The following is a 15,445-nucleotide window of genomic DNA, read 5'->3' on the forward strand; positions in this document are numbered from 1 at the left end:
TATGTTCAGGATGAACAGTATGCATGATGACATGGCCGCTTTTTGACAGCCATGTCATCACAGTATTAATAAATCCATGTATGTCGAGGTGAAATAATGACGTGTTCAGGATGAATAGTATGTCATGATCACATGGCCGCTCTTTGACATCGCGGCATTAATACATCCATGTATCTCGATGTGAAAGAATGACGTGCTCATGATAAAGGGGATTAAAAAATGCCCACATTAGGTAACACAAGCGTAACCAGCAATTAGCTAGTTAGATTGACGATTAAGAGAAATATATTAAATGCTATATCTGGCGATTATTTTTTTAAGTGCTTTTTTATTATTCCAAGTACAACCCCTTATTGCTAAATTGATTTTGCCATACTTTGGCGGTGGTTCAGCTGTCTGGACTGCATGTTTATTGTTTTTTCAAGCTTTTCTATTATTAGGATATTTTTACGCTCACTGTTTAACACAAGTTAAATCTGTCAAAAAACAATTAATTATTCACTCGGTCTTTCTACTTGTCAGTGTGTTATTTCTTCCTATTGGCATTCAAGATTGGGGTGATATATCACAGACAAGTTCGCCACTTCAAAATATCCTACTGTTATTAACCGTATCGATAGGGTTACCTTATTTTATTTTGTCGTCAACGGGCCCGTTAATACAGCGATGGTTAACTTATATCGAAATAGGAAAACTCCCTTATCAATTGTATTCATTATCCAATGTAGGTTCTTTGCTGGCGTTAATCAGTTTTCCTTTTCTATTTGAACCGCTGCTAACCACAACTCAACAATCAAATTATTGGACGTTCGGGTATGGTTGTTATGCGTTACTACTGGTAACGTTATTATTAAAAATGTCAAAATTAAGCTTTACTTCTGTTGAGCAAAGTACTCAGCAAGCGTTGGATAAAAGTGTCGTAACAACCACATTATTGGATAAAGTTTTATGGATAGCGTTAGCCATGGTTGGTGTTATTTTATTAGTGGCGTCCACCAATGCGATGACACAAAATATTCCCCCTGTGCCTTTTTTATGGATAGTGCCGCTGTGTTTATACCTACTGACTTTTATTATTAGTTTTCATAGCTCTAAGTGGTATGTCAGAGAATATTGGTTTGCGCTATTTGTACTCACGGCTTGTTTAGCTTTGTTGATGTACTTTATTGGCTCGCAACTCGACATTATTTCACAAGTAGTTATTTACGCTTGTATATTATTTAGTGCGTGTATGATTTGTCATGGGGAATTAGCACGTTTAAAACCGCAAGTTCAGCAGTTAACTTTGTTTTACTTATTTATGTCATTGGGTGGCTTTTTAGGTAGTGCCTTTGTTGCTTTTATTGCGCAAAATATCTTTGATCAATTTTTAGAGTTTCCTTTAGCCATTATTAGTGTCTTTGTTCTTTTAGCTTTGAGTATTTATTCACAAAGAAATACGGCAATAAAAACACAAACTTGGTTGGTAGCATCTAATCTTATTTTAGCGGTCAGTTTTACCGTGGGATTGTTTTATCTTAATACGCTTTTTGTTAAAACTAATGTGGCAAGTGAACGCAATTTTTATGGAATTTTAAGTGTTAAAGATGTAGAAGTTAATAATAAAGTGCAACGTCGTTTGATTGATGGAACAACATCACACGGTACGCAATCATTAGAGAAAGGCAATGAAAAAACGCCATTAAGTTACTATAGAAAAAATACCGGTGTTGCTCTTACACTTGAGCAACTGACCAAACAAAGAGTACAAGAGGGGAGTGCTCAAAATATAAATGCCGGATTTGTGGGCTTGGGCGCAGGTACCTTAGCTGCTTATGGTAATAAAACTGACCACTATATATTTTATGAATTAAACCCTGCGGTTATTTTTGCCGCTAATAACTATTTTAGTTACTTAAAAGATTCTGCTGCCAACATTGAAGTGGTTTTAGGTGATGGTCGGGTTAGTTTAAAGCAACAATTTGAAGATTCAGGAAGCAAACAGTTTGATGCATTAGTCATTGACGCCTTCTCGGGTGATTCCATCCCACAGCATTTATTAACAAAAGAAGCATTGCTGCTTTATTTTAAGCACCTAAAAAAAGATGGCGTATTAGCGATACACATTTCTAATTCACACCTTAATTTAACACCTTTAGTGCGTGGTTTAGCCGATGTATTAGATAAAGAAATTGTTTATGTGGAAACGCTAGCGGATAAAGAAAATGAACATAATGTTCAGTGGGTGCTAGTAACAAATAATGAGTTTTTTCTTAATGATGCGCGCATTAAAATATACGCGAGTGCTTGGCCAATGCCAAATATTGGCGAAAAGAGTCGTATAATATGGACCGATGATCACAGTGATTTATTATCAGTACTCAAGTAAACATTAAATATCTTGTCGAGTGATATGTCATCGACAAGATAATTAAGCCGTTACTTTACCAGCTTCCTTGATTTTCCATACTCAACCAAGGCTCTTGAGGGGCTAATGCGTCATCTTTTTGCAATAACTCAATAGATATGCCATCTGGAGATTTTACGAAAGCCATATGGCCGTCACGAGGCGGACGATTAATAACAACACCTGATGCCATAAGCGCCGCACAAGTTTTATATATGTCAGCAACCTCAAATGCTAAATGACCAAAGTTTCTGCCAACGATATATTCTTCTTCAGAATCCCAGTTATGGGTCAGTTCTATTTCAGGGCCGCCAACTTCTGTCGCAAGAAAAATCAACGAAAACTTCCCTTTGGGTACATCGACGCGTTTTGTTTCAATGAGCCCTAGCTGATTAATATAAAAATTGAGTGACTTATCTAAATCATGTACGCGAACCATTGTGTGTAAAAATTTCATTTTGTACCTGTTTTGTATTGTTAGCTAATAAAAAGTAATGATTTACAAACAGCAAAAACTTCATCTGTTGTTTAGATAATAATTCATTTACCATTACATTAATTGCCACTATAAACAGAAAGTATTTTATTTACTATGCTAATTAAAATCGAATATCAGTAAATACACCCACTGAAAAATAAAATGACATTATCAATAGTTTATTTTATATTCTTATGTAGTCTGTTAACAATATTACAACAAATTAATGACATGATAAAAATAATACCACTCACATATAGCTTGATTATCTGTAGTCTCCTATGGCCTATTATTAGCCAAGCTACAGAAGTATCAATGGCTTTTAGTAAAGAAATTCCTCCTTATATTTTTGAAGATGATAATAGTGGAATCGAAATAGATATTATTAAAGCCGCCTTAGCTCATAAAGGGCATACGTTAAAGCCAATGTACTTTCCATTAGGACGAATTCCTTATGCTTTCACCAATAATTTAGTTAATGCAGTCATGGGAGATATGGGGGTAAACTTAAAATCACAAGGCGGTTTTTATGCCAAGGCAGCTGTAATCTATGACAATGTATTTATTACTTTAAAGAATAAAAATATTTTACTGGAAAGGCCTAAAGATTTAGATTCGTTGAATGTGGTTTCTTTTCAAGGAGCAGATAAACGCTACCCTAAATGGCTAAAAAAAGTAAAAGAAGACAGTAGGTTTTATGGCGTTAGCGACCAACTAACACAAGTGAAGTTACTGTATTTTGGGCGCTATGATGTGGTGGTAAGCGATCGTTATATCTTTAGATATTTTGTAAAGAAACTTAATTTAATGCATGGTCTAGATAGCCAAGAAATTACCGAGCACAAACTTACTATAGATAAACCAATGGACTATCGTCCCGTATTTAGAGATAAAAAAATTCGAGATGATTTTAATTTAGGGTTAACTAAAATCAAGGAAAGTGGTGAGTTTTTGCGGATATACAACAAGTATATAAATTTATAACTAACGGCTATACACTGATAATAACTGAGAACGAATTAACTGGTTTTCTCTTTAAAACTACATAAATCTTCTATTATACAAGAACCACAACGGGGGGTTCTTGCTATACAAGTATAACGACCATGCAGAATGAACCAGTGATGCAAGTTATAAAAAAACTCTGTTTTTCTTGGTGTGTTTTTAATAATATTTTTTTCGGTTTCTTCAACTGTTTTCCCTTTCGCATAACCGGTACGATTTGCCAGTCTTTGAATATGGGTGTCTACTGCAATAAAGTACTTACCTTCATTATCTTTTAGTTGGCCAAAAGCGGTGTTTAAAACAACATTTGCTGTTTTTCTGCCAACCCCAGGTAAGGCTTCTAATGCCGCCCTTTCTTTGGGAACTTCGCCATTATGTAAATCAACTAACATTTGACATGTTTTTAGCGTGTTTGCCGCTTTAGTATTAAATAAACCAATTGTTTTTATATAAAACTTCAAGCCATCAAGGCCTAAATCAAGTATAGCTTGAGGGGTATTAGCAACAGGATAAAGCTTTGCTGTGGCTTTGTTAACACCAACATCAGTCGATTGTGCTGAAAGCAGCACAGCAATAAGCAACTCAAAAGGTGAAGAAAAATTAAGTTCAGTGGTTGGGTGTGGATTATTGTCTCGTAACCGAGTTAATATTTCTAAACGTTGTACTTTATTCATGGCGTTATTCTTTTATTATTATTTTTCATCAAAATTGACACGAACTCGTTCAATTTCCTTACTTTCTGTTTTAGGCTTAGCGGCTGCTACTCGATCATCAATGGCGTTTTTTAAAGCTATAAATAAGCCCATGACGATAAAAGCACCTGGGGGTAGTATGGCGAGTAAAAATTGACTATCGAGGATGTAAACTTCAATACGTAATATACTTGCCCATTCGCCAAGTAATAAATTAGCGCCATCAAACAGCGTTCCTTGGCCAAGTATTTCTCTTACTGCACCCAACAACATCAATATTAATAAAAAGCCTAAGCCCATCATTAAACCGTCAAAGCTTGCTTGTTTAATTGGGTTTTTAGAGGCATATGCCTCCGCTCTACCAATAATGGCACAGTTAGTAACAATTAAGGGTAAGAATATGCCAAGTGATTGATATAAGCCAAAAGTATAGGCATTCATTAATAATTGCACACAGGTAACAAAAGAAGCAATAATTAAAACAAAAATAGGGATCCTAATTTCTTTAGGTACCCATTTTCGTATTGCCGATACGGTAGTATTTGAACAAATTAGAACAAATAAGGTCGCTAAGCCCAAACCAATAGCATTGGTTAGGGTCGATGTTACGGCTAATAATGGACACAATCCTAAAAGCTGTACTATACCCGGATTGTTCTTCCATAAACCTTGCCAAGCTAATTCTTTATATTCATCGTTAATTTTCATGACTATTAAGCTCCCTTAGCAACATCTTGATTTGAACAATTACTCGCTGCTTCAAATAATTCATCTTGGTGAGCGTTAAAATAATTAACGGATTTACGTACTGCTTTGACCACAGCACGTGGGGTTATTGTCGCGCCGGTGAACTGGTCAAACATGCCGCCATCTTTTCTTACTAACCAACGATTATCATTTTTATCAATGAGCTTTTTACCGGTAAAACTATTGATCCAATCACTTTTTTTCTCTTCAATTTTATCGCCTAGTCCAGGCGTTTCTTGGTGTTTTAATGTTCTAACACCGCTTATGCTACCATCGATATTGATGGCGACAATAAGCTCTATATTGCCACTGTATCCATCTGGTGCAACGGTGGTAATTGCTGCAGCAACAGGGCTATTATCATTTCTTGCACGGTAAACTTTTGGTGGGTTAACTGTGCCTAATGCCTCGTTAGGTAAAATGAAGCAGTCTTTATAGATAACATTGTTGTAGCTATTTTTGGCAATGATACTGTTTAAATTACGCAATAAGTCTTGTTGTTGCTGCAAGATAATTTGATCTTTGGTGAGTGAATGAACCACGCCAACAATTGCCGTGCAAGCAATAGCAAATAAAGCGAGGATCCTGGCATTTTTACTGACTGCACTGGTAAGAGAAAGGACCATTATTCTTTGCCTGCTTTACTTGATGAAATATTATGCCCATAAGTACGGGGGCGTGTGTATTGATCTATTAGTGGAGCAGCCATGTTACAAATTAGCACTGCAAACGCGACGCCATCAGGGTAACCGCCGTATTTTCTAATAATAAAGACTAAAAAGCCTGCTAATGCGCCAAAAACGATTCGGCCTTTAATACTAGTAGCGCCGGAAACTGGGTCCGTTAAAATAAAGAATGCGCCAAACATACATGCACCATTAAACCAATGGAAGAGTGTTGAAGCGTTAGTATCTTGGCTATATAAAAAAGCAATTAATGAACAAACAAATATGCTTGCTAAAAAGCTAACGGGTGTTGCCCAATGAATTGTTTTTTTGCCTATTAAAAATAGACCACCGAGTAAAAACCCAGCACTAACCCATTCCCAACCCACTCCAAAATTTTCACCAATGACGGGGCTTGTCATACTTTCTGCAATGTTTAAGCCCAGTGTTAGGTTTGTTTTTACCGTATCTAGGGGGGTTGCCATGGTATAACCGTCGACATGTGTTCTTAGTTGCTCAACAGAATAGCCATCAATGGTAAAGCTACTAAAGATTACAGAGAGTGTATCAACAAAATTTAACGGTAAGGTCATTAGTTCAAGTGGCGGTAACCACGATGTCATTTGTACCGGAAATGAAATCAATAGCATGACATAAGCGGCCATTGCAGGGTTGAAAGGGTTATGACCTAGACCTCCGTATAGTTGCTTTACGACAATAATGGCAAAAGATACACCTATAACAGTGATCCACCACGGCGCTATGGCGGGTAAACTAATCCCCAGTAATACCGCCGTTAAAATAGCGCTGCCATCAAATAGTTGCGCCTTGATATTTTTCTCCCGTAAAGATAAAACGGTAAATTCTGCTATTAATGCGGTGATCACAGCGAGTGATATATGGATTAAATTACCCCAGCCAAAAAAATACCACTGGGCAAATACACCGGGAATAGTGGCGTAAATGACCATACGCATTATTGATGATGTTTCACTTTGAACATGATTATGTGGTGAGCTTGCTATCCAAAAGGCCATAATATTACGTCAACTCTGATTTTACGGGTTTGTTGGTTTTTTCTTCGCTAGTATTAGCCGTTGATTTTGCTTGTTGCTGGGCAAGTTTACGGGCTTTCGCCTTTGCAATTGCTGCAGCAATTTTAGCTTTTTTATCATCAGCTGGAACGAGCATATCAGCCTGGTTTGCTTGTGCGTCGGTATCGATGACAATGTTATTATCAAGGGTTAAGTCGCTATCATCTGCGCTATTCTTATTTTTTTCAGCTAGCTTACGGGCTTTAGCTTTTGCAACCGCCTTAGCAATTTTAGCTTTTTTATCATCAGCAGGAACGAGCATATCAGCCTGGTTTGCTTGTGCGTCAGCTTCGATGACAATGTTATTATCAAGGGTTAAGTCGCTATCATCTGCGCTATTCTTATTTTTTTCAGCTAGCTTACGGGCTTTCGCCTTTGCAACAGCATTGGCAATTTTAGCTTTTTTATCATCAATTGCCGGTGGAATATCTCCCAGCGCACTTTGTGGTTCTGATTTATAAGTTGCCGTATTTTGTTGAGCTGCTAGCTTTTTCGCTTTCGCTCTTGCAATAGCTGCGCTCACTTGACTTTTTTGTTCATTTTCTACCGATGGTGCTTCTGTCTGTGCAGTGACATTTTCACTACCTTGGGTTTGTTGAGCTTTTTTCGCTTTAACTCGAGCTAAGGCGGCAGCAACCGCTGATTTTTCTGTTTTTGCTTCGCTGGTACCCGAGTTCATCCGCGCTTTACGTGCTTCTGCTGCTGCTTTGTGTTTTTCTTCTCGTGCTATTTTATCTCGGGCTAAACGCTCTTTTCGTGCTTCAAATCTTACCTTTGCATGTTCTGCTTTTAAATCAAGTTGTTTTTGTTGACGAATTTCAGATTTTGCTACTCGGTAATAATGCACCAAGGGGATCTGGCTCGGACAAACATAGGCACAAGCACCACATTCAATACAATCAAATAAGTTTAATTTATCAAGTTGTTGGTGATCTTTTGCTTTAGCGCTCCACTGTAACTCTTGTGGTAACAATTGGCTGGGGCAGACATCACTACACTGGCCACATCTGATACACTCAACCTCTTTTGTGCCGGTTGAATAAGGTGATGATATTTCCTGCTCACTCGGTGCAAGTATACAGTTGGTTGTTTTTACAACGGGAACTTGGTCTGTGGGTAAGCTATAGCCCATCATTGGACCACCCATAATGATATGCTTTTTATCTTTATTGGGGTAACCACATTGTTCGAGCAAGAAGCCTACTGGGGTGCCGAGTAATGACCAGACATTCTGTGGCTTTTGTAAAGCTTGGCCACTGACAGTGACCACTCTCTTAATTAATGGAATATCGTTTATTACCGCATCAGCTATCGCAAAGCAAGTGGCAATGTTTTGCATAACAATACCCATAGAACTTGGGAAAACGCCTGAAGGAACCTCTTGACCTGTTAATATTTGAATTAACTGTTTTTCACCGCCAGTAGGATATTTAGTTGGCACTACACACACTTGAATTCTTTCATTATTAGCGGTTGCTTGCTGAAGTACTTTTATCGCTTCAGGTTTATTATTTTCAATACCAATGAGGATATGTTCAGGTGAAAGAAGACGGTCAAGTATATTAATGCCATCAAGAATTGATGGGCTGTGCTCGCGAATTAATAAATCGTCAGCACTAATATAAGGTTCACATTCAGCGGCATTAATAATAAGGAATTGTATTTTGTCTCTAGTACTTATTTTAACTTGTGTAGGAAAGCCAGCACCGCCCATGCCTGATATACCGGCTGAGGAAATTTTATCAATTATTTCATTATGGCTTAATTTACTTACATCAGTACATATATGACGTTCTTGCCATGTATCTTCTCCGTCTGGCTTAATAAATAAGCATAATTCGCTTAGGCCTGAGGGATGAGCAATAACGGCATTTTTAATGGCAGTAATAGTGCCACTCGTAGGAGCGTGAATAGGAACAGCCATAGGATGCATACTCTGGGTGAGTGCTTGCCCCTTAAGTACTTTATCACCTACTTTTACCCGTAAATCTGCAGCAATACCTATGTGTTGCTGTAATGGCAGTATTAGCTGTTCAGGTATGCTAACCGCTCTGATAGGCTTATCAGTGGTTAAGAACTTCTGTTCTGGTGGATGTATACCGCCATGAAAAGTCCAAAAATTAGCGCGCTTTATACGTTCAATAACTGATCCCACGAATCCTCACCTAATCAAGCTGTACCACAGGTATATTATTAAGATCCCATTGCCAGTTTTGTGGTGTTTTAGCGATAGGTATCATTATTATGCAATCAACCGGACAAGGGTCTATACATAAGTCACAGCCAGTACATTCGTCGGCTATTATAGTGTGCATCTGTTTGGTCGTACCTAAGATTGCATCAACAGGGCAAGCTTGAATACATTTAGTACAACCAATACAGTCTTCTTCAATAATAAAAGCAACTTTAGGAGAATTGTCTGTATCATGGTTTTCGTCAAGAGGTGGTGGTTCAACCCCCATTAAGTCTGCTATTTTTTTGATGGTATCTTCGCCGCCAGGTGCGCATTTGTTAATAGCCTCACCGTTAGCGACTGCTTCTGCATAAGGTTTACAACCGGGGTAACCGCATTGGCCACATTGCGTTTGTGGTAAAATAGCATCAACCTGCTCGGCAAGAGGGTCGCCCTCAACGTGAAATTTTACAGAGGCAAAGCCAAGAATGGCGCCAAAGACTAATGCCATACAGCCAAGTACTAGTATTGCTAATAGGGTGGTCATTACAACTTCACCAATCCAGTGAAACCCATAAAGGCAAGTGACATTAAGCCAGCGGTTATCATAGCGATAGCGGAACCTTTAAAAGGTTTTGGGATATCAGCATTAGCAAGTTTTTCGCGCATCGCTGAAAACATAATAAGTACAAGAGAAAAACCGACAGCCGCGCCAAAGCCATAAACAATCGACTCAAGAAAATTATGTTGCTCATAAATATTTAATAAAGCAACACCTAATACCGCGCAATTAGTGGTAATCAAAGGCAAGAAAATACCCAGTAAACGGTATAAGTTGGCACTGGTTTTATGTACGACCATTTCGGTAAATTGTACAACAACAGCAATGACTAAAATAAACATCATAGTTGTTAGATATTCGAGTCCCAGAGGAGTAAGAATATAGGTATTTACGATGTAGCTGAGTAACGAAGCAATAGTCATTACAAAGGTGGTGGCAAATGACATACCGATTGCAGTTTCAGTACGTGAAGACACCCCCATAAATGGGCATAAACCTAGGAACTTTACGAGAACAAAGTTATTGACTAATACTGTGCTAACTAACAGCAGTAGATAATCTGTCATTTGAAAATTAATTTTATGAGATAATTCACGCTATTATCCGACTTTATTAGCCAGATGACAACCGCTCAATGCCTTAATTTTTATTGCATATGCACTATCTTCTTGCCATGCTTGGCCTTTATTAAGATGGAACGTTTAGCTTTAAGTTATACTCAATTAAATCGCTTCAGGCTTTCCTAAATAAAAACCTTGGCAACCATCGATAAATAATTTTTCTAAAGTAAACTTTTCTTCTTGGCTTTCAACACTTTCAGCTAAAACAGTGATACTGAGACGATGAGCAAGATCGACCATTAATCTGATGAAGTACTGGTTGTTTTTATCATCATCAATATCACGTGTATAAGTACTATCCATTTTAATAAAGTCAGGTTTAAGGTCGCGGAAAAATTTAAAAGAGGTTAAACCCACACCAAAACGCTCAACAGTAATACGAGAACCGACTCTGTGGATCATATCAATAAAACGCTTACTGGTTTTAATGTTTTGTTGGAGGCCGTATTCCGTTATCTCAAAGATCAATTTCGCAGCAATAGTTGCTTCTTTCAATAAACGACGTTCAAGCCAAATTAAAAAATGTTCGTCATGAATACTACGTGAACTGATGTTGATGCCAAAAAATTGGTCATGTAAATTTTTTGTTTTAATTTCACTGATCACTTTTTCGATAATCATTTTGTCAACAGCCATCATTTTATCAAGCTTTTCCGCCATAGCTATAAAAGAAGCGGTGGGTAACATTTCATCAGTTGAATTTAAAAAGCGGGCAAGAATTTCACCATAGACTTTATTGTTACGGCTATTAGGTTTTATCGGTTGGACAAGTAATTTAACCCGTTGGTTTTCTAATACGCTGTCTATTTCTTGACGCCAATTTTGGTTGCCATAATTCGCACTAGAGCTATGTAAAATGTCACTGTCGCTTTGCGAATACCAAGAATTTAGTTGTTGAGTTTGTGCAATACTGATGCCGGTATCAGCGAGTGCCAGTAATTCGCCAAGTGGTTTGTCTTTCTCGAAATAGACTAACCCAGTGTAGCCAACTGAATCTAAATCTGATGATTGTTGGTAAGCGTTAAACTTACTGGATATTTCATTCGCAGCGTTTTCAGCTTCTTTTAATGTTACGTTAGGAAGCAAAGTGGCAAAGTCAGAACTATTAAGTCGATAAACATTTGCACCTCGGTAGGTTGCAGTAACGCTTTTGATAATGTCGGCAACTTTGCAAATATAATTATCACCTTCACTGTAACCGTGTATTTGATTTATCGTTTGCAGTTCAGAGCAGCGTGTTATCGCTAAGACACCAAATTCAACCTGGTTTTCATCATTAGCAAAAAACTGAATAAAGCGATTACGGTTTTCTAATTTTGTAAGAGGTTCTATATAAGCTTGCTTTTCAAGTGCACTGGCATCATTAACATGCGCGGAAAGTAATGCCTCGACTTTTTTTAGTCCATGAGTTAATTCAGGCATGTCGATAATTTCATCACCAGCCTCAAGTTTATTCATCGATATAACTTGAGCAATACCCTGTTTTATTTTGTTGTTAACCACAAAAACAAGCTTTTTAGTGTGTTTAACACTTAACGTACAAGCAATAACAATAATGATAAGGCTGGCTAAAATAGATACCAGCATTATTTTAAAGATCAATGTCGCGGCATCATTACTGTTTATTTGATAACTAACGGTCGTATTAGATGGGTGAGTAAATACGACTATGGGTGGGGAAATATAAGAGACAAGCAGGTTGGTGTTTTCTACTTTATAATTAACTATTTCTTTGTTTTGTTGTTGTAGGGAAAATAATTGAAAATCAGCTAGATTAACTAAGTGTTTAACTTGTTCTAATTGGTTGGTCTTATCTGATGCGTCGATAATAGCTGAAATAGAGTTTTGCATCATTAATTGCTTACTCGAGAGTGAGGTAGCAAAGAAATAACTCACCATAACAACAATAAGAATATTAAAAAACATCCCTAAAATGACGTTGCGCATTAATAATTGAGAATAGCTATACATAATATGTTGATTTACTGAAAAGTTAGGCCTACTTCAATTTATAGCATGCTTGATAAAAAATTACTAACTTACTGTTATTTAGAGCGATATATAATGTAGGCGTTAATGAGTTCTATAACTTAAGGTTTTATTGCTTATCCTATCAATTAGGCTTGCGATTCGGCGGTAGTCGCTATATAATTGACCTAGCTTAAATATAACAATATTTCACTGAAATTAATTTTTTGGCTATTGCTTAAAGCAAAGTTAGAAGATAATTTTATATTGTTGTATCGATTTGACGGCTTATTTTATAAGTCACTAGGTTAAATCAACATCGTGGGTTCAGTGTAATAAGCCCCGCGTATTGGGGCTTTTTCGTATCTGGGACATTTGTTCAGCACGATAAGCTTTAAGAATTGCTGGGCTATAAGCCCTTTTTTTGTATCTGGATGTTGATACATGAAGACAAAGTAAGATTTTATTTGGAGAAAATGATTGGCTAAGTTTGAACATAAATTAACAGACATGTTACGTCCTGCTGTTGAAGAAGTTGGTAAGGAATTATTAGGCATTGAGTATATTAGTGCTGGTAATAACTCAGTATTACGTTTGTTTATCGACCATGAGAATGGCATTGATGTTGATGATTGTGCTGAAGTTAGCCGTCAAGTAGGCGCTATTCTTGACGTTGAAGACCCTATCGGCAGTGAGTTTAATTTAGAAGTTTCGTCACCCGGTTTAGACCGACCGTTATTTGATAAACCACACTATGAAGCAGTGATTGGTGAAATTATTGAAGTAAAATTATCTATACCATTAAACGGTCGCCGCAAATTTAAAGGTCGCTTAGCTGCCGTTGAAAACGATACTTTAGTAGTAACGGTCGACAGTGAAGACTATGAATTAGTGCTTGGTAATATTGTTAAGGGCAATTTGGTTTTTAATCATAATAAAAAAAGCTAAGCAAATAATAACAATAAAATAAAAATACGTAGTTGTTCAACGTCATTACATAAATAGTTGAACTGTTCAGAAACGATTAAAAAGGCTAAGTAGCATGAGTAAGGAAATATTACTGGTTGTAGATGCCGTATCTAACGAAAAAGCATTACCCCGTGAAAGCATTTTTGAAGCAATGGAAACCGCTTTAGAAACAGCAACAAAGAAAAAATATGAAGGTGACATTATTGTTCGTGTCGCTATTGACCGTACTAACGGTGAATTTGATACTTTCCGACGTTGGTTGGTTGTTGCCGATGACGCCGTAGCAGAAAACCCATTTGCAGAAATGAGTTTGTCAGCTGCACAGTACGACAATGAAGAGTTGCAGTTAGGCGATTACATTGAAGATCAAATTGAATCAGTTAAATTTGACCGTGTAACTACGCAAACAGCAAAACAAGTTATTGTTCAAAAAATTCGTGAAGCAGAACGTGCTCTTATTGTTGAAGCTTACCAAGAACAAATTGGCGAGCTAGTGACAGGTGTTGTTAAAAAAGCCAGTCGCGATAGCATCATTATTGATTTAGGTAATAATGCAGAGGCGGTTATCTACCGTGACGATATGTTACCTCGTGAAACATTCCGTCCAGGGGATCGTGTTCGTGGTTTGTTATACGAAATTAAAACAGAAACGCGCGGCGCACAATTATTAGTGACTCGTTCTAAGCCTGAAATGTTAATTGAACTTTTCCGCGTAGAAGTGCCAGAAATTGGCGAAGAGATGCTAGAAATTAAGGGCGCTGCTCGCGATCCAGGTTCACGTGCAAAGATTTCTGTAAAATCTAATGACAAGCGTATTGACCCAGTAGGTGCTTGTGTTGGTATGCGTGGTTCACGTGTGCAAGCCGTTTCAACTGAGCTTGGTGGTGAACGTGTTGATATCGTTTTATATGACGATAACCCAGCACAATATGTTATCAACGCAATGGCTCCAGCTGAAGTTGCATCAATTATTGTTGATGAAGACAAAGGCACCATGGATATTGCTGTTGAAGAAGGCAATTTAGCGATGGCCATTGGTCGTAGTGGTCAAAATATCCGTTTAGCTAGCCAATTAACTGGCTGGGAATTAAACGTGATGACTGTTGCTGACATGAACGAGAAGCATCAAGCCGAAAACGATAAAGTTATTTCATTGTTTACAGATAACTTAGATATCGATGATGATTTTGCTAACTTATTAGCAGAAGAAGGTTTTGCTACGTTAGAAGAAATCGCTTACGTACCAGCAGCTGAAATGTTAGAAATTGACGGTATGGATGAAGATATTGTTGAAGCGCTTCGTGAACGTGCCAAAGCGGCATTAACGACTCGTGCATTAGCAAGTGAAGAATCTCTTGAAAATGCAGAACCAGCAGCTGATTTATTAGCGCTAGACGGTTTAGAACGTCACTTAGCATTTGTATTAGCAAGTCGTGGTGTAATTACCCTTGAAGACTTAGCTGAACAAGGCGTTGACGAAATTGCCGATATTGAAGAATTAGATGAAACCAAAGCGGGCGAGTTAATTATGGCTGCGCGTAATATTTGTTGGTTTAACGAAGAATAATTCCCGGGAGAATATAGTAGATGTCAAACACAACTGTAGCAGAACTTGCTCAAGAAATTGGTACACCGGTGGACCGCTTAGTTAGCCAATTGGCTGACTCTGGCGTGAATAAATCCGCGACCGATTCCGTATCACAAGATGAAAAAGAAGCATTGTTAGACCACTTGAAAAAGCAACATGGTGACGACTCAACAGCCGGACCATTAAAAATGACGCTTAACCGTAAATCTAAATCAACGTTAACGATGGGACATGGCAGTAAAGCTAAGTCAGTTAATGTTGAAGTGCGTAAAAAACGCACTTATGTTAAGCGCAGCGAAGTTGAAGAACAACAGCAAGCAGAAGCTGAAGCTAAAGTAGCAGCAGAAGCTGAAATTGCCGCTCAAGCAGCTGCTGAAGCAAAAGCAATTGCTGATGCTAAAGAAGCAGAAAATGGTAAAGCAGTTGCTGCAGCAAAAGCTGAAGCAGAAGCTGAGCGTAAAGCAGCGGCAAGAGCCGAAGCCGAAGCTAAAGCTAAGC

The 15,445-nt window shown here is 37.8% G+C and carries 14 protein-coding genes; 5 read left to right on the plus strand and 9 right to left on the minus strand.

Going from position 1 to position 15,445, the window contains the following annotated elements; all coding sequences use genetic code 11:
• Nucleotides 1–292: 292 nt before the first annotated feature.
• Nucleotides 293–2,368, plus strand: coding sequence for a fused MFS/spermidine synthase (locus H4J76_RS09280; RefSeq protein ID WP_182230478.1), 2,076 nt, complete (start codon nucleotides 293–295; stop codon nucleotides 2,366–2,368).
• Between the two features lie 55 nt (nucleotides 2,369–2,423).
• On the opposite strand, the gene H4J76_RS09285 is transcribed toward H4J76_RS09280, so the two are convergent.
• Nucleotides 2,424–2,843 carry a VOC family protein gene (locus H4J76_RS09285; protein WP_182230479.1) on the minus strand — a complete coding sequence of 140 codons (420 nt, stop codon included), beginning with the start codon at nucleotides 2,841–2,843 and terminating at the stop codon, nucleotides 2,424–2,426.
• Between the two features lie 336 nt (nucleotides 2,844–3,179).
• Between H4J76_RS09285 and H4J76_RS09290 the strand changes: the two genes are divergently transcribed.
• Nucleotides 3,180–3,848: an ABC transporter substrate-binding protein gene (locus tag H4J76_RS09290; RefSeq protein WP_182215456.1), complete on the plus strand. Its 669-nt coding sequence runs from the start codon at nucleotides 3,180–3,182 to the stop codon at nucleotides 3,846–3,848.
• 35 nt (nucleotides 3,849–3,883) lie between these two features.
• Here H4J76_RS09290 and nth read toward each other — a convergent pair whose 3' ends face one another.
• From nth to H4J76_RS09330, 8 genes are all read right to left on the minus strand, one after another.
• Nucleotides 3,884–4,543, minus strand: a complete 660-nt coding sequence (nth, locus tag H4J76_RS09295; RefSeq protein ID WP_182215454.1) for an endonuclease III — start codon at nucleotides 4,541–4,543, stop codon at nucleotides 3,884–3,886.
• An 18-nt stretch (nucleotides 4,544–4,561) separates the two neighbouring features.
• Nucleotides 4,562–5,269, minus strand: coding sequence for an electron transport complex subunit E (locus H4J76_RS09300; RefSeq protein ID WP_182230480.1), 708 nt, complete (start codon nucleotides 5,267–5,269; stop codon nucleotides 4,562–4,564).
• A gap of 5 nt (nucleotides 5,270–5,274) precedes the next feature.
• Entirely contained in the window at nucleotides 5,275–5,934 is a 660-nt protein-coding gene (rsxG, locus tag H4J76_RS09305) for an electron transport complex subunit RsxG (RefSeq protein ID WP_182171345.1), read from the minus strand.
• Nucleotides 5,934–7,010, minus strand: coding sequence for an electron transport complex subunit RsxD (gene rsxD, locus H4J76_RS09310; protein ID WP_182222697.1), 1,077 nt, complete (start codon nucleotides 7,008–7,010; stop codon nucleotides 5,934–5,936). The genes rsxG and rsxD overlap by 1 nt, the downstream gene beginning before the upstream one ends.
• A 4-nt stretch (nucleotides 7,011–7,014) precedes the next feature.
• Nucleotides 7,015–9,222 (minus strand): electron transport complex subunit RsxC, encoded by a 2,208-nt coding sequence (gene rsxC / locus H4J76_RS09315; RefSeq protein ID WP_182230481.1) that lies wholly within the window; start codon nucleotides 9,220–9,222, stop codon nucleotides 7,015–7,017.
• Nucleotides 9,223–9,232: 10 nt separating this feature from the next.
• The gene (gene rsxB / locus H4J76_RS09320) at nucleotides 9,233–9,787 is read right to left on the minus strand and encodes an electron transport complex subunit RsxB (RefSeq protein WP_070376178.1); all 555 of its coding nucleotides are present in this window, start codon (nucleotides 9,785–9,787) and stop codon (nucleotides 9,233–9,235) included.
• Entirely contained in the window at nucleotides 9,787–10,368 is a 582-nt protein-coding gene (gene rsxA / locus H4J76_RS09325) for an electron transport complex subunit RsxA (protein ID WP_070376179.1), read from the minus strand. The genes rsxB and rsxA overlap by 1 nt, the downstream gene beginning before the upstream one ends.
• 156 nt (nucleotides 10,369–10,524) lie before the next feature.
• Nucleotides 10,525–12,393 carry an EAL domain-containing protein gene (locus H4J76_RS09330; RefSeq protein WP_182230482.1) on the minus strand — a complete coding sequence of 623 codons (1,869 nt, stop codon included), beginning with the start codon at nucleotides 12,391–12,393 and terminating at the stop codon, nucleotides 10,525–10,527.
• Nucleotides 12,394–12,870: 477 nt separating this feature from the next.
• Here H4J76_RS09330 and rimP point away from each other — a divergent pair, with 477 nt between their 5' ends.
• The 3 genes from rimP to H4J76_RS09345 form a co-directional block, all read left to right on the plus strand.
• Nucleotides 12,871–13,338 carry a ribosome maturation factor RimP gene (gene rimP, locus H4J76_RS09335; RefSeq protein ID WP_070376181.1) on the plus strand — a complete coding sequence of 156 codons (468 nt, stop codon included), beginning with the start codon at nucleotides 12,871–12,873 and terminating at the stop codon, nucleotides 13,336–13,338.
• Nucleotides 13,339–13,432: 94 nt separating this feature from the next.
• The gene (nusA, locus tag H4J76_RS09340) at nucleotides 13,433–14,926 is read left to right on the plus strand and encodes a transcription termination factor NusA (protein WP_070376182.1); all 1,494 of its coding nucleotides are present in this window, start codon (nucleotides 13,433–13,435) and stop codon (nucleotides 14,924–14,926) included.
• A 20-nt stretch (nucleotides 14,927–14,946) separates the two neighbouring features.
• Nucleotides 14,947–15,445, plus strand: a 499-nt coding sequence (locus tag H4J76_RS09345; protein ID WP_182230483.1) for a translation initiation factor IF-2 associated domain-containing protein, incomplete at its 3' end; no start/stop codon positions are given.

This window comes from Colwellia sp. BRX9-1 (assembly GCF_014077195.1).
Taxonomy (GTDB): Bacteria; Pseudomonadota; Gammaproteobacteria; order Enterobacterales; family Alteromonadaceae; genus Colwellia_A.